The organism is Enterobacter sp. UPMP2061 (assembly GCF_053709615.1).
The window spans coordinates 109359-125244 of the sequence record NZ_JBSKJP010000006.1 but is presented as its reverse complement, the minus strand read 5'-3'; the positions used below and the strand labels follow the sequence as shown (position 1 = coordinate 125244).

The 15886-nt window shown below is 57.6% G+C and carries 11 protein-coding genes; 9 read left to right on the top strand and 2 right to left on the bottom strand.

The genetic code is table 11. The annotated features are described in order from the left end of the window. Nucleotides 1–133 precede the first annotated feature (133 nt). Genes tamA through ACWKXX_RS14025 form a run of 3 tightly spaced genes read left to right on the top strand, consistent with a single transcriptional unit; the run spans nt 134 to nt 5987 of the window. Nucleotides 134–1867: an autotransporter assembly complex protein TamA gene (gene tamA, locus ACWKXX_RS14035; RefSeq protein WP_017694656.1), complete on the top strand. Its 1734-nt coding sequence runs from the start codon at nt 134–136 to the stop codon at nt 1865–1867. Beyond that, complete coding sequence (gene tamB, locus ACWKXX_RS14030) at nt 1864–5640, top strand: autotransporter assembly complex protein TamB (RefSeq protein WP_057056940.1); 3777 nt, start codon at nt 1864–1866, stop codon at nt 5638–5640. Before tamA ends, tamB begins: the two co-directional genes overlap by 4 nt. A 2-nt stretch (nt 5641–5642) precedes the next feature. Then, nucleotides 5643–5987 carry a gamma-glutamylcyclotransferase family protein gene (locus ACWKXX_RS14025; RefSeq protein ID WP_017383925.1) on the top strand — a complete coding sequence of 115 codons (345 nt, stop codon included), beginning with the start codon at nt 5643–5645 and terminating at the stop codon, nt 5985–5987. A 157-nt stretch (nt 5988–6144) separates the two neighbouring features. On the opposite strand, the gene ppa is transcribed toward ACWKXX_RS14025, so the two are convergent. Continuing rightward, nucleotides 6145–6675, bottom strand: coding sequence for an inorganic diphosphatase (gene ppa / locus ACWKXX_RS14020; RefSeq protein WP_006810347.1), 531 nt, complete (start codon nt 6673–6675; stop codon nt 6145–6147). Nucleotides 6676–6984: 309 nt separating this feature from the next. On the opposite strand from ppa, the gene ytfQ reads away from it, so the two are divergent. From ytfQ to ACWKXX_RS13995, 5 genes are all read left to right on the top strand, one after another. Further along, nucleotides 6985–7941, top strand: coding sequence for a galactofuranose ABC transporter substrate-binding protein YtfQ (gene ytfQ / locus ACWKXX_RS14015; protein WP_017383924.1), 957 nt, complete (start codon nt 6985–6987; stop codon nt 7939–7941). 103 nt (nt 7942–8044) lie between these two features. Beyond that, nucleotides 8045–9547: a galactofuranose ABC transporter, ATP-binding protein YtfR gene (gene ytfR, locus ACWKXX_RS14010; protein WP_196359045.1), complete on the top strand. Its 1503-nt coding sequence runs from the start codon at nt 8045–8047 to the stop codon at nt 9545–9547. 10 nt (nt 9548–9557) lie between these two features. Then, a complete protein-coding gene (gene ytfT / locus ACWKXX_RS14005; protein WP_017383922.1) occupies nt 9558–10583 on the top strand; it encodes a galactofuranose ABC transporter, ATP-binding protein YtfT in 1026 nt (341 codons plus the stop codon). Continuing rightward, nucleotides 10570–11571, top strand: a complete 1002-nt coding sequence (yjfF, locus tag ACWKXX_RS14000; RefSeq protein ID WP_017383921.1) for a galactofuranose ABC transporter, permease protein YjfF — start codon at nt 10570–10572, stop codon at nt 11569–11571. Before ytfT ends, yjfF begins: the two co-directional genes overlap by 14 nt. 93 nt (nt 11572–11664) lie before the next feature. Then, nucleotides 11665–13233: a methyl-accepting chemotaxis protein gene (locus tag ACWKXX_RS13995; RefSeq protein ID WP_015572503.1), complete on the top strand. Its 1569-nt coding sequence runs from the start codon at nt 11665–11667 to the stop codon at nt 13231–13233. 36 nt (nt 13234–13269) lie between these two features. Here the strand turns inward: ACWKXX_RS13995 and fbp are convergent, their stop codons facing one another. After that, complete coding sequence (gene fbp / locus ACWKXX_RS13990; RefSeq protein ID WP_003856070.1) at nt 13270–14268, bottom strand: class 1 fructose-bisphosphatase; 999 nt, start codon at nt 14266–14268, stop codon at nt 13270–13272. 179 nt (nt 14269–14447) lie between these two features. Here fbp and mpl point away from each other — a divergent pair, with 179 nt between their 5' ends. Continuing rightward, on the top strand, nt 14448–15821 hold the full coding sequence (gene mpl, locus ACWKXX_RS13985) for a UDP-N-acetylmuramate:L-alanyl-gamma-D-glutamyl-meso-diaminopimelate ligase (protein ID WP_017694649.1): 1374 nt from the start codon (nt 14448–14450) through the stop codon (nt 15819–15821). Nucleotides 15822–15886: the final 65 nt, after the last annotated feature.

Sequence of the window (15886 nt, the reverse complement as noted above, 5' to 3'; positions counted from 1 at the left end):
ATCATAAGAAATATTTGGGTGTTACACCCTTTTTCAACCCGTAATTTGGGTTTTTGGCTTTCAGGCCGTATTTTGCCGCGGAGCGGCACTGCATTTGCTTCCAGGGTGGAAACAGGGATATTCAGGAGAAAACGTGACAAAGATCCGCCAGTTATGTTTAGTCAGTTTAATGCTGACCAGCGGGATTGCCAGCGCGGCGAATGTCCGTTTGCAGGTTGAGGGGTTATCCGGGGCGCTGGAAAAAAACGTGCGTGCGCAGCTTTCTACCATCCAGAGCGATGAGGTCACGCCGGATCGGCGTTTTCGCGCGCGCGTGGATGACGCCATCCGCGAAGGCTTAAAGGCGTTGGGGTACTACGAACCCACCATCGATTTCGATTTACGCCCGCCGCCGGCGAAAGGACGCCAGGTGTTGATTGCCCGCGTCTCGCCGGGCGAACCCGTCCTGATTGGCGGCACGAACGTGGTGCTGCGCGGCGGTGCGCGCACCGATCGGGACTACCTGGATCTGCTCAGCACCCGTCCGAAAGTGGGCACCGTGCTCAATCACGGGGATTACGATCGTTTTAAAAAATCCTTAACCAGCGTTTCGCTGCGCAAAGGCTACTTCGACAGCCGGTTCAACAAAAGCCAGCTGGGCGTTGCGCTTGAGCGACGTCAGGCATTCTGGGATATCGATTACGACAGCGGCGAGCGCTACCGGTTTGGCGATGTGACCTTCGAAGGATCGCAAATCCGTGACGAGTATCTGCAAAATCTGGTGCCGTTTAAAAAGGGCGACTACTACCAGTCCAGCGACCTGGGCGAGCTGAACCGTCGTTTGTCCGCGACGGGCTGGTTTAACTCCGTGGTGGTAGCGCCGGAATTTGATAAATCCCGTAAAACGAAAGTGTTACCGCTGCATGGCGTGGTCTCTCCGCGCACCGAGAACACCATTGAGACCGGTGTTGGCTACTCCACGGACGTCGGCCCGCGCGTGAAAGCCTCATGGAAAAAACCGTGGATGAACTCCTACGGCCACAGCCTGACCACCAGCGTCAGCCTGTCTGCGCCTGAACAGCAGCTGGACTTCAGCTATAAAATGCCGCTGCTGAAAAATCCGCTTGAGCAATACTACCTCGTGCAGGGCGGCTTTAAGCGTACCGATTTGAACGATACCGAGCAGGACTCGACGACGCTTGCGGTATCACGCTTCTGGGATCTCTCCAGCGGCTGGCAGCGCGCCATTAACCTGCGCTGGAGCCTCGACCACTTTACCCAGGCAAACGTCACCAACACCACCATGCTGCTTTATCCGGGCGTGATGATCAGCCGTACCCGCTCGCGCGGTGGCCTGATGCCGACCTGGGGCGATTCTCAGCGCTACTCCATCGATTACTCCAACACCGCCTGGGGCTCCGACGTAGACTTCTCCGTCTTTCAGGCGCAAAACGTCTGGATCCGCACGCTGTACGACAAACACCGCTTTGTGATGCGCGGTAATCTCGGCTGGATCGAAACCGGTGACTTCGAACGCGTCCCGCCGGATCTGCGCTTCTTCGCCGGGGGCGACCGCAGCATTCGCGGGTATAAGTATAAATCGATCTCACCTGAAAACGACAAAGGCCAGTTGACCGGGGCGTCAAAACTGGCGACTGGCTCGCTGGAGTACCAGTACAACGTCAGCGGCAAGTGGTGGGGAGCGATGTTCGTTGACGGCGGTGAAGCGGTGAACGATATCCGCCGCAGCGATTTCAAAACCGGCGCGGGCGTAGGCGTGCGCTGGCAGTCACCGGTCGGGCCCATCAAGCTCGATTTCGCCGTTCCGGTGGGCGACAAAGACGAACACGGTTTACAGTTTTACATCGGTCTGGGGCCTGAATTATGAGTTTATGGAAGAAGATAAGCCTCGGGGTGCTGATTTTTATCGTATTACTGCTCGGTACGGTGGCGTTTCTGGTGGGCACCACCACGGGCCTGCATTTGCTGTTTAACGCCGCGAACCGCTGGGTGCCGGGGCTGGAAATCGGCCAGGTAACGGGCGGCTGGCGCGATCTGCGCCTGAAAAATATCCGTTATGAACAGCCCGGTGTGGCGGTGAATGCGGGCGAGTTTCATCTGGCGGTCAAGCTCGGCTGCCTGCGGGACAGCCAGCTGTGCGTAAACGATCTGTCGCTAAAAGACGTTAACGTGGCGATAGATTCCAAAAAAATGCCGAAGTCCGAGCCTGTCGAAGAAGAGGACAGCGGCCCGCTGAACCTCTCCACGCCGTACCCGATTGCGCTTTACCGGGTCGCACTGGATAACGTGAATATCAAAATCGACGACACGACGGTATCCGTGATGGATTTCACCTCTGGTCTGCGCTGGCAGGAGAAAAACCTCACTCTGACCCCAACCTCCCTGCAAGGGCTGCTGATTGCGCTACCGAAGGTGGCCGACGTGGCGCAGGAAGAGATCGTCGAGCCGAAGATCCAGAACCCGCAGCCGGAAGAAAAACCGCTGGGCGAAACGCTGAAAGATCTCTTCTCGAAACCGGTTCTGCCGGAGATGACCGACGTGCATCTGCCGCTGAACCTCAATATCGAAGAGTTTAAGGGCGAGCAGTTGCGTCTGACCGGCGATACCGATCTGACGGTCTTCAACATGCTGCTTAAAGTCAGCAGTATCGACGGCAACATGAAGCTCGACGCGCTGGATATTGATACTAACCAGGGGTCGGTCAACGCCTCAGGCAATGCGCTACTGCGTGACAACTGGCCGGTAGATATTACGCTGAACAGCGCCCTGAACATCGATCCGCTGAAAGGCGAAAAGGTGAAGGTGAAAGTCGGCGGCGCGCTGCGCGAGAAGCTGGAGTTCGGCGTGAACCTCTCCGGACCGGTGGATATGGTGCTGCGCGGGCAAACCCAGCTGGCAGAGGCCGGTTTACCGCTCAACCTTGAGGTTGTCAGCAAGCAGCTTTACTGGCCGTTCACCGGCGAAAAACAGTTCCAGGCTGACGATCTGAAGCTGAAGCTGAGTGGCAAAATGACCGACTACACGCTGTCGTTCCGCACGGCAGTGAAGGGGCAGGGGGTACCGCCCGCCGATATCACCCTGGATGCGAAGGGTAACGAGTTGCAGGTTAACCTCGACAAGCTGACCGTGGCGGCGCTGGAAGGAAAAACCGAGCTGACCGCGCTGCTCGACTGGCAGCAGGCGATCAGCTGGCGCGGCGAGCTGAAGCTGACCGGGATCAACACCGCTAAAGAGGTCCCGGACTGGCCGTCAAAACTGGATGGCCTGATCAAAACCCGCGGTAGCCTGTACGGTGGCACCTGGCAGATGGACGTGCCGGAACTCAAGCTCACCGGCAACGTGAAGCAGAACAAAGTCAACGTAGAGGGCTCGCTTAAGGGCAACAGCTATCTCCAGTGGGTGATCCCGGGCCTGCACGTGGCGCTGGGTCGCAACACGGCGGATATCAAAGGCGAGCTGGGCGTAAAAGACCTCAATCTGGATGCCACCATCGACGCGCCAAATCTCGATAACGCCCTGCCGGGTCTTGGCGGCACGGCGAAGGGGTTAGTGAAGGTTCGCGGTACGGTGGAGGCGCCGCAGCTGCTGGCGGACATCACCGCCAATAACCTGCGCTGGCAGGAACTTTCTATTGCCCGCGTGCGTGTCGAGGGAGACGTGAAATCCACCGATCAGATCGGCGGAAACCTGGATCTGCGCGTGGAGCGTATCTCTCAGCCGGACGTGAACATCAGTCTGGTCACGCTGGCGGCAAAAGGTAACGAAAAGCAGCACGATCTCCAGCTACGCGTGCAGGGCGAGCCGGTCTCCGGGCAGCTGCACCTGACGGGCAGTTTTGACCGCCAGGCGACGCGCTGGAAAGGCGTGCTGGATAACACCCGCTTCAGCACGCCGGTCGGCCCGCTGGTGCTGTCGCGGTCTGTCGCGCTGGATTACCGCAACGCGGAGCAAAAGATCAGCATTGGGCCACACTGCTGGACCAACCCGAATGCTGAGCTGTGCGTGCCGCAGACCATTGATGCGGGCGCGGAAGGACGCGCGCAGATCAACCTCAACCGTTTCGACCTGGCGATGCTGAAACCGTTTATGCCGGAAACCACCCAGGCCAGCGGGGTCTTCAGCGGCAAAGCGGACGTCGCGTGGGACACCACCAAAGAGGGACTGCCGCAGGGCAGCGTTACCCTCTCCGGACGTAACGTGAAGGTGACGCAGGAGGTCAATGACGCGCCGCTGCCGGTGGCGTTCGACACCCTGAATGTGAACGCTGACCTGCGTAACAATCGTGCGGAACTGGGATGGCTGATCCGCCTGACCAACAACGGTCAGTTTGACGGACAGGTGCAAATTACCGATCCGCAAGGGCGGCGCAATCTCGGCGGCAACGTCAATATTCGCAACTTCAACCTGGCGATGGTGAATCCGATCTTCTCGCGGGGAGAAAAGGCGGCGGGGATGCTCAGCGCCAACCTGCGTCTGGCGGGGGATGCGCAAAGCCCACAGCTGTTTGGCCAGATGCGGTTAAACGGCGTGGACATTGACGGTAACTTTATGCCGTTCGATATGCAGCCAAGCCAGCTGGCGATGAACTTTAACGGCCAAAGCTCAACCCTCAGTGGCTCAGTACTGACGCAGCAGGGACAAATCAACCTGAGCGGTGACGCAGACTGGAGCCAGCTCGACAACTGGCGCGCCCGTATTGCGGCCAAGGGCAGCAGGGTGCGTATCACGGTACCGCCGATGGTGCGCCTGGACGTGTCGCCAGACGTGGTCTTTGAGGCAACGCCGAGTCTCTTCACCCTGGACGGCCGTGTTGACGTACCGTGGGCGCGCATCGTGGTTCACGAGGTGCCGGAAAGCGCGGTTGGCGTCTCCAGTGACGAAGTTATGCTCAATGAAAATCTGAAACCTGTTGAACAGAAGAGCGCTGGCATACCGATCAATAGTAATCTTATCGTGCACGTGGGGAATAACGTGCGTTTGGACGCGTTTGGGCTGAAGGCGAGACTCACGGGTGACCTGAAAGTGGCGCAGGATCAACAGGGACTTGGCCTCAATGGACAAATCAATATTCCTGAAGGGCGCTTCCATGCCTACGGTCAGGATTTGATTGTGCGTAAAGGCGAGCTGCTGTTCTCCGGTCCACCGGATCAGCCAGTACTCAATATCGAAGCGATCCGTAACCCGGAAGCCACCGAAGATGATGTGATTGCAGGCGTGCGCGTGACGGGCTCCGCCGATGAACCTAAGGCAGAGATCTTCTCTGACCCGGCCATGTCGCAACAGGAAGCGCTCTCTTACCTCCTTCGCGGCCAGGGTCTGGATAGCCAACAGGGCGATGGTGCGGCAATGACATCAATGTTAGTCGGTCTGGGGGTTGCACAAAGTGGTCAGGTTGTGGGTAAAATCGGCGAGACGTTTGGCGTAAGCAATCTGGCGCTGGACACTCAGGGCGTGGGTGACTCTTCGCAGGTAGTGGTCAGCGGCTATGTACTGCCGGGTCTACAGGTAAAATATGGCGTGGGGATCTTTGACTCACTGGCTACACTCACGTTACGTTATCGCCTGATGCCTAAGCTATATCTGGAAGCAGTGTCCGGCGTAGACCAGGCACTTGATCTGCTCTATCAGTTTGAGTTTTAGCAATGCGAATATTTGTTTACGGCAGTTTACGAACCAGGCAAGGCAACAGCCACTGGATGACCAACGCCCAGTTGCTGGGAAATTACACAATCGAAAACTACCAGTTGTACAGTCTGGGCCACTATCCAGGCGCGGTTCCGGGGAACGGAACGGTACAGGGTGAGGTTTATCGTATTGATAATGCCACGCTGGCCGAACTTGATGCCTTGCGCACCAGGGGCGGTGAATACGCTCGCCAGTTGATCCAGACGCCTTACGGCAGTGCATGGATGTACGTGTACCAACGTTCGGTCGACGGGTTAACGTTGATTGAAAGCGGTAACTGGTTAGACAGAGACCAGTTCTGAAAAACGACAACGCCACCGTAAGGTGGCGTTGTCGTTTTGCGCCGTAGGCCCGTGCAAGCGTAGCGCCGCCGGGCGATACTCCCCAATCGCACGGGTTACCTGGAGCGACAGCCACAAAAAAGCCCCGACGCGCGGGGCTTAGTCTCAGCAGTAAGAATTACTTCTTAGCCGCACGCTCGAAAGAGGCGATGATTTCTGCTTTCGCCGCTTCTGCGTTATCCCAGCCTTCAACTTTAACCCATTTGCCTTTTTCGAGATCTTTGTAGTGCTCGAAGAAGTGGGCGATCTGCGCTTTCAGCAGCTCTGGCAGGTCGTTCACATCTTTAATGTGATCGTACTCTTTGCTCAGCTTGGTGTGCGGTACGGCAACCAGTTTCGCATCTTCACCCGCTTCGTCAGTCATTTTCAGCACGCCAACAGGACGGCAGCGAATGACGGAGCCTGGCTGCAATGGATATGGCGTTGGGACCAGTACGTCAACCGGGTCACCGTCCAGAGACAGAGTGTGGTTGATGTAGCCGTAGTTGCACGGATAGAACATGGCGGTAGACATGAAACGGTCAACGAACAGCGCACCGGTGTCTTTGTCGATTTCGTATTTGATTGGATCTGCGTTGGCCGGGATTTCGATCACAACGTAGATGTCTTCTGGCAGTTCTTTACCCGCAGGGACGTTGAGTAAGCTCATGTCGGTGTCCTTTAAAATGGATGGTAAACAAGTGGCAGGTATTATAGCCAACTGGCGCTGAAAGTCTCCGCCTGTTTTCGTCTTCTCTCCCTCGCGCCTTCACTTTTCAGACCGTTTCCATGACAGGATAATCCATAAACTCAGCCGCATTTTAAATGTTGAAATGAAAGCGATTACAAACTTGTGATTAACGTTTTATTCACTTTTCTGAAGTGTGATGTAACGCAATCCGTAACATATTCCATTGGCTATAGTTCATCCGCGGAACATCTTTTAACCAACAATAACCTACCCTACGAGGACGTTCATATGTGGAAGCGCTTACTTCTTGTTACAGCAGTTTCGGCAGCCATGTCGTCTATGGCGATGGCCGCACCCTTAACCGTTGGATTTTCGCAGGTCGGATCTGAATCTGGCTGGCGCGCCGCTGAAACGAATGTGGCGAAAAGTGAGGCCGAAAAGCGCGGTATTACGCTGAAAATCGCCGATGGTCAGCAAAAGCAAGAGAACCAGATTAAAGCGGTGCGTTCGTTTATCGCTCAGGGCGTGGATGCCATCTTTATTGCCCCGGTTGTCGCCACGGGCTGGGAGCCGGTGCTGAAGGAAGCCAAAGATGCTGAAATTCCGGTCTTCCTGCTCGACCGTTCCATCGACGTAAAAGACAAATCTCTCTATATGACCACCGTCACCGCCGATAACGTGCTGGAAGGCAAACTGATTGGTGACTGGCTGGTGAAGCAGGTGGATGGCAAGCCGTGTAACGTGGTTGAGTTGCAGGGCACCGTCGGAGCGAGCGTGGCTATCGACCGTAAGAAAGGTTTCGCGGAGGCCATCGCCAAAGCACCAAACATCAAAATCATCCGTTCTCAGTCCGGCGACTTCACCCGTAGCAAGGGTAAAGAGGTCATGGAAAGCTTCATCAAGGCAGAAAATAACGGCAAAAATATCTGCATGGTTTACGCCCACAACGACGACATGGTGATCGGCGCCATCCAGGCCATCAAAGAAGCGGGCCTGAAGCCGGGCAAAGATATCCTCACCGGCTCGATCGACGGCGTACCGGACATCTACAAAGCGATGATTGACGGCGAAGCAAACGCCAGCGTGGAGCTGACGCCAAATATGGCGGGCCCGGCATTCGATGCGCTGGAGAAATTCAAGAAAGACGGCACCCAGCCTGAGAAGTTGACCATCACCAAATCCACGCTCTACCTGCCGGACACGGCGAAAGAAGAGTTAGAGAAGAAGAAAAATATGGGCTACTGATCCAGTGAAATTGCCGGGTGGCGCTGCGCTTACCCGGCCTACGATACGCTCTTTTGTAGGCCGGATAAGCGTAGCGTCATCCGGCCTGATGCAGGGGGAAACCATGACCACCGAACAACACCAGGAAATCCTCCGCACAGAGGGCCTGAGTAAATTTTTCCCTGGCGTTAAGGCGCTGGATAACGTTGATTTCAGCCTGCGGCGTGGGGAGATCATGGCGTTGCTCGGCGAAAACGGGGCGGGGAAGTCGACGCTGATTAAAACCCTGACCGGGGTCTATCACGCCGATCGCGGCGCTATCTGGCTGGAAGGTAACGCCATTTCGCCCAAAAACACCGCGCATGCCCAGCAACTGGGGATCGGCACGGTCTACCAGGAAGTGAACCTGCTGCCAAACATGTCGGTAGCGGATAACCTGTTTATTGGCCGCGAACCCAGACGTTTTGGCCTGCTGCGCCGCAAAGAGATGGAAGGGCGCGCCGCGAAGCTGATGGAATCGTATGGCTTCTCTCTCGACGTGCGCGAACCGCTGAACCGTTTTTCCGTAGCGATGCAGCAAATCGTCGCGATCTGTCGCGCTATCGATCTCTCGGCGAAAGTGCTGATCCTCGATGAACCCACCGCCAGCCTCGATACCCAGGAAGTGGAGATGCTTTTTACCCTGATGCGCCAGCTGCGTAATCAGGGCGTCAGCCTGATTTTCGTGACGCATTTCCTCGATCAGGTTTACGAGGTGAGCGACCGTATAACGGTGCTGCGCAACGGCAGCTTTGTCGGCTGCCGGGAAACCCGCGAGCTGCCGCAGATAGAGCTGGTCAAAATGATGCTGGGCCGCGAGCTCGAGACCAACGCGCTTCAGCGCGCGGGCCGTACGCTGCTGAGCGAAAAACCGATCGCCGCGTTTCACGATTACGGCAGAAAAGGGACCATCGCGCCGTTTAACCTCGAGGTACGCCCCGGTGAAATTGTGGGTCTGGCGGGGCTGTTAGGCTCCGGGCGCACCGAAACCGCCGAAGTCATCTTCGGGATCAAACCTGCCGACAGCGGAACGGCGCTGATCAAAGGCAAACCACAAACGCTACGTTCACCGCATCAGGCGTCGTGCCTCGGCGTGGGCTTCTGTCCGGAGGACAGGAAAACGGACGGGATTATTGCCGCCGCCTCGGTGCGGGAAAACATCATTCTGGCGCTACAGGCCCAGCGCGGCTGGCTGCGTCCGATCCCTAAGCGCGAGCAGAACGCGATTGCCGAGCGCTTCATCCGCCAGCTCGGTATACGTACCCCGAGCGCGGAACAGCCCATCGAGTTCCTCTCGGGCGGTAATCAGCAGAAGGTTCTCCTCTCGCGCTGGCTGCTCACCAAGCCGCAATTCCTGATCCTCGACGAGCCCACGCGCGGTATCGACGTGGGCGCGCACGCCGAAATCATCCGGCTTATCGAAACGCTCTGCGCCGACGGTCTGGCGCTGCTGGTGATCTCGTCCGAGCTGGAGGAGCTGGTCGGCTATGCCGATCGCGTCATCATCATGCGCGATCGCAGGCAGGTGGCAGAGATCCCGCTGGATAAACTGTCGGTACCGGCGATCATGAATGCCATCGCGGCGTAAGGAGTCAAATGTGATGTCCCGTTCTCTTTCGCAAACTGGCGAAGCGAAGCGCCGCTTCACCTGGCCGACCGGCACGCCGCAAATCGTGGCGCTGCTGCTGGTGCTGCTGGTGGATAGCCTGGTGGCTCCGCATTTCTTTCAGATCGTCGTGCAGGATGGCCGCCTGTTTGGTAGCCCGATCGACATCTTAAACCGTGCCGCGCCCGTGGCGCTGCTGGCGATTGGTATGACGCTGGTCATTGCCACCGGCGGGATCGACCTCTCCGTCGGTGCGGTAATGGCGATTGCGGGCGCCACCGCCGCCTCGATGACCGTCGCCGGGCACAGCCTGCCGGTGGTCCTGCTGGCCGCGCTGGGCTCCGGTGTATTAGCCGGGCTATGGAACGGCATTCTGGTCGCAGTGCTCAAGATCCAGCCGTTTGTCGCGACGTTGATTTTGATGGTGGCCGGGCGCGGTGTGGCGCAGCTTATCACCTCCGGTCAAATCGTCACCTTTAACTCCCCGAGCCTGGCGTGGATCGGCAGCGGTAATTTTCTGTTCTTCCCGACGCCGGTGATCGTCGCGCTGGTGACGCTGGTGGTGTTCTGGCTTTTCACCCGCAAAACGGCGCTCGGGATGTTCATCGAAGCGGTGGGGATTAACATTCGGGCCGCGAAAAACGCCGGGGTAAATACGCGGCTGATGGTGATGCTGACTTACGTGCTGAGCGGCGTCTGTGCTGCGATTGCCGGGGTGATCGTGGCCGCCGATATTCGCGGAGCGGATGCCAATAACGCCGGACTCTGGCTCGAGCTGGATGCGATCCTCGCGGTGGTTATCGGCGGTGGATCGCTGATGGGCGGACGTTTTAATCTGCTGCTCTCGGTGGTGGGGGCGTTGATTATTCAGGGTATGAATACCGGTATTTTGCTCTCCGGGTTCCAGCCGGAGCTGAATCAGGTCGTCAAAGCGGTCGTGGTGCTTATCGTACTTATCGTGCAGTCGCCGCGCTTTATCACTCTCATTAAGGGGAACCGCGGTCATGATAAAACGTAATTTGCCGTTAATGATCACGCTGGGCGTGTTCGTGCTGGGGTACCTCTATTGCCTGACCCAGTTCCCGGGCTTCGCCTCCACGCGGGTGATTTGCAACATCCTGACCGACAATGCCTTTTTAGGCATTATCGCCGTCGGCATGACGTTTGTGATCCTCTCCGGCGGGATCGACCTCTCCGTTGGGTCGGTGATCGCCTTTACCGGCGTGTTCCTTGCCAAGGCGATTGGCTTTTGGGGGATTTCGCCGCTGCTGGCTTTTCCGCTGGTGCTGGTCATGGGCTGCGCGTTCGGCGCCTTTATGGGGCTTTTGATCGATGCGCTGAAAATCCCGGCCTTTATCATCACCCTCGCCGGGATGTTCTTCCTGCGCGGCGTGAGCTATCTGGTGTCGGAGGAGTCAATTCCGATAAACCATCCGATCTACGACACGCTCTCCAGCCTGGCGTGGAAAATCCCCGGCGGTGGGCGCCTGAGCGCAATGGGGCTGCTGATGCTGGGCGTGGTGGTGATCGGGATCTTCCTCGCCCACCGTACCCGATTTGGTAACCAGGTTTATGCCATTGGCGGCAGCGCCACGTCCGCGAACCTGATGGGAATTTCCACGCGCAGCACGACTATCCGCATCTACATGCTTTCGACCGGGCTGGCCACCCTCGCGGGGATTGTATTCTCGGTTTATACCCAGGCAGGCTATGCCCTGGCGGGGGTGGGCGTTGAGCTGGACGCCATTGCCTCGGTAGTGATTGGCGGTACGCTGCTCAGCGGCGGGGTGGGGACAGTCCTCGGCACGCTGTTTGGCGTGGCGATCCAGGGGCTGATTCAGACCTATATCAACTTCGACGGCACGCTCAGCTCCTGGTGGACCAAAATCGCCATCGGCATTCTGCTGTTTATTTTTATCGCGCTCCAGCGCGGCCTGACGGTGCTGTGGGAGAACCGCCAGAGCTCGCCTGTTACCCGGGTGAATACATCTTTAACAGAGCGATAACATGCTGAAATTGCTTAAACTCTAAACATTTTCCGGTAGCGGCCGATATTCTTTTTTTATGCCCAGAAATATCTCGCTACCGGAAATAACATCATGCTTAAAACGCTATCGATTCGTACCGGCTTGCTCTCTTTACTGGCCGTTATGACCCTTCTGCTGCTGATTGTCAGCGGCATCGGCATTTATGCCCTTACACAAAGTTCCGCTTCTCTCCAGCGCATCAATCATCTTCAGGGTGAACAGATGGTGCAGCTGAATGCCGGCTATACGCTGATCCTGCGCGCGCGTAACGAAGCGGGGCAGGCCGTCCGCATGATGGAGGTCGGCCTGCTGGACGATGCGGCCAGGGCGGTCAAAACCATTAACCAGGAAGTGGCGCTGGCACAGAAAACGCTGAAGGACGTGATCGGCAGCGGCGTGGCGGATGAGCAGGGGCAAAAGCTGCTGGATAACGTTGCCGCGAGTCTGGCGGTGTACAACCAGCAGGGTATCAGCCCGATGCTGAAAGCCCTGAACGAGCAAAGCGCGGACAGCTATTACGATCTGCTGGAAAACAAGCTGGTACCGGTGGCGAAGCAGTTTGATAACGATATGCAGGCGTTCCAGGCATGGAGCGAGGCGCGCGGTAAAGCGGAGGTGAGCGCCGTGCAGGCGAGTAAAACCCGCGTGCTGATCCTGATTATCGTCGCGGCGCTGCTGACGGCTGGCATTATCGTGCTGGCCTGGCTGGTGCTGCGCCATATGCTGCTCAAGCCGCTTTCAGCCTCGATTGCCCAGCTGGAACATGTGGCGGCCGGGGATTTAACCCATACCCTGAACGCGCCGGCGAGCCAGGAATTTAATCGCCTTAACGCGGCGATCGAAGGGATGCGCCAGTCGCTGATGGACTCGGTTCTGCGGGTGCGTGACGCCAGCTCGCAGATTGATACCGGCAGCCGCGAGCTGACGGCCGGGAATATGAACCTGGCCCAGCGCACGGAATCCACCGCCACCTCGCTGGAGCAGACGGCCGCCAGCATGGAAGAGATCACCGCCACGGTGAAACTTAACGCCGATAACGCCGAGCAGGCGCACCAGCTGGCGAAGTCGGTCTCCGATACCGCCGATCACGGCAGTGAAATGGTCTGCTATGTCATTGAGAAGATGCGCGACATCTCCGGCAGTTCGGCGCGCATCGCCGATATCCTGAGCGTCATCGACGGCATTGCCTTCCAGACCAATATTCTGGCGCTGAACGCCTCCGTTGAAGCGGCGCGTGCGGGTGAGCAGGGGCGAGGTTTTGCGGTCGTGGCGGGTGAGGTGCGTAATCTCGCCAGCCGCAGTGCTGATGCGGCGAAAGAGATCCGCTCGCTTATCAGCGATTCGCAAACCCACGTGAACGAGGGCAGCGAGCTGGCGCAGCAGGCCGGTGAGACGATGGACGAGATCGCCACCGAAGTACTGCGTATGACCAAACTGATGCGTGAAATTGCGACGGCGTCCCAGGAGCAGAGCCGCGGTATTGAGCAGGTGAATATCGCCGTCAATCAGATGGATGAAACGGCGCAGCAAAATGCGGCGCTGGTCCAGCAATCATCTGCGGCAACTCGTTCCCTGGAGGAACAGTCGCGCGAGCTGATGGAAGCGATGGCTTCCTTCAAGCTGACGATGCAAACGGCCTGAAAAAAAGGGAGCCTGCCTGGCTCCCCTTTTCGTGCGTTACGCGTCCGGGAATTCGCGGATCATGCGTTCAACGTCATCCACCATATGGCGGTTGCCGACGAAGAATGAACGGCGCTGGTGCAGGCTTTCCGGCACGATATCCAGAATACGCTCTTTACCGTCGCTCGCCTTGCCGCCTGCCTGTTCGGCCAGGAACGCCATCGGGTTGCACTCGTACAGCAGACGCAGTTTTCCGTCCGGGTGGCTGGCGGTGCTTGGGTAGAGGTAAATACCGCCCTTCAGCAGGTTACGGTGGAAATCCGCCACCAGCGAGCCGATGTAGCGCGAGGTGTATGGGCGCTGGGTGGCTTTATCCTCTTCCTGGCAGAATTTGATGTACTTCTTCACGCCGTTCGGGAATTTGATGTAGTTGCCTTCGTTGATGGAGTAGGTGTTGCCCTTCTCCGGGAAGCGCATACGCTCCTGGCACAGGCAGAACACGCCCAGGGACGGATCGTAGGTAAAGGCGTGTACGCCGCAGCCGGTGGTGTACACCAGCATGGTGGACGAGCCATACACCACATAACCGGCAGCAACCTGTTTACTGCCCGGTTGCAGGAAGTCTTCTTCCGTCACCGGTGTGCCAACCGGCGTGACGCGACGGTAGATGGAGAAAATGGTACCGACAGAAACGTTAACGTCGATGTTGGAAGAGCCGTCCAGCGGATCCATCAGAACAACGTATTTCGCGTGTTCACACCCTTCGAATACGACGATCTCATCTTCTTCTTCAGAGGCGATACCCGCAACGATGTCGCGCGCGCGCAGTGCAGCTTTCAGTTTTTCATTGGCGAACAGGTCGAGTTTCTGCTGAACCTCACCCTGAACGTTCTCGGCACCGCTGGCACCCAGGATATCGACCAGACCGGCCTTGTTGATATCGCGGTGGATGATCTTAGCGCCCAGCTTTATTGCCGACAGCAAAGCAGTGAGCTCACCCGTAGCATGAGAGAACTCGTGCTGCTTCTCGACAATAAATTCACCTAACGTTTTCATAACACTTTCCCTGCATCTTATGTTGAGTAAAGCGGTTGATGTCCAACAATCTTAACAAACATTCAAATATTAGCGCAGAGGTGAATCGCGCCAGCAAAATACGGATTTACCTGAAATGCGTTTCACAGCCGCTGACATGTGAGTAAAATGTGCGCCACATTGAAGAAGGATAGTGACGTATGCGCATTCATATATTGGGGATTTGTGGCACTTTCATGGGCGGACTGGCAATGCTGGCGCGCTCGCTGGGCCATGAAGTGACAGGTTCGGACGCCAATGTGTATCCGCCGATGAGCACGCTGCTCGAGAAGCAGGGAATTTCTCTGATTCAGGGATATGACGCCAGCCAGCTGGAGCCGCAGCCGGATCTGGTGATCGTGGGTAACGCCATGACCCGTGGGAATCCATGCGTTGAAGCGGTGCTGGAACGCAATATCCCGTACATGTCTGGCCCGCAGTGGCTGCATGATTTTGTCCTGCGCGACCGCTGGGTTGTCGCCGTTGCCGGGACGCACGGCAAAACCACCACCGCCGGTATGGCGACCTGGATCCTCGAAGCCTGCGGCTACAAGCCGGGCTTTGTGATCGGCGGCGTACCGGGGAATTTCGACGTCTCCGCGCGTCTGGGCGACAGCCCGTTCTTTGTGATTGAAGCGGATGAATACGACTGCGCGTTCTTCGACAAGCGTTCTAAATTCGTGCATTACTGCCCACGCACGCTGATCCTCAACAACCTTGAGTTCGATCACGCGGATATCTTTGACGACCTGAAAGCGATTCAGAAACAATTCCACCATCTGGTGCGCATTGTTCCGGGTCAGGGCCGCATTATCCTGCCGGAGAACGACATCAACCTGAAGCAGACTATGGCGATGGGGTGCTGGAGCGAGCAGGAGCTGGTTGGCGAGCAGGGGCACTGGCAGGCGAAAAAGCTCAACGCGGATGCCTCCGAATGGGAAGTGCTGCTCGACGGTGAGAAAGTGGGCGAGGTGAAGTGGGGCCTGGTGGGCGAGCACAACATGCACAACGGCCTGATGGCGATCGCCGCGGCGCGTCACGTGGGCGTACTGCCTGCGGATGCCGCCAATGCGCTGGGCTCGTTTATCAACGCCCGTCGCCGTCTGGAGCTGCGCGGTGAAGCCCACGGCGTTACCGTGTATGACGATTTCGCGCACCACCCAACGGCCATTCTGGCGACGCTTGCCGCATTGCGTGGCAAAGTTGGCGGCACCGCGCGCATTCTGGCCGTGCTGGAACCGCGTTCGAACACCATGAAAATGGGTATTTGCAAAGACGATCTCGCACCGTCCTTAGGGCGTGCCGACGAGGTCTTCCTGCTGCAACCGCAGCATATTCCGTGGCAGGTGGCGGAAGTGGCAGACGCCTGCATTCAGCCGGCGCACTGGAGTGCGGACGTGGATGTCTTAGCGGATATGGTGGTGAAAGCCGCACAGCCTGGCGATCACATTCTGGTGATGAGCAACGGCGGGTTTGGTGGGATCCATCAGAAGCTGCTGGACGGTCTGGCGAAGAAAGCCGCGGCCGCAGAGTAAAAAAAGCCCGGTGGCGCTAGCGCTTACCGGGCCTACATTTTTTCGCACGACCTTGTAGGCCGGAT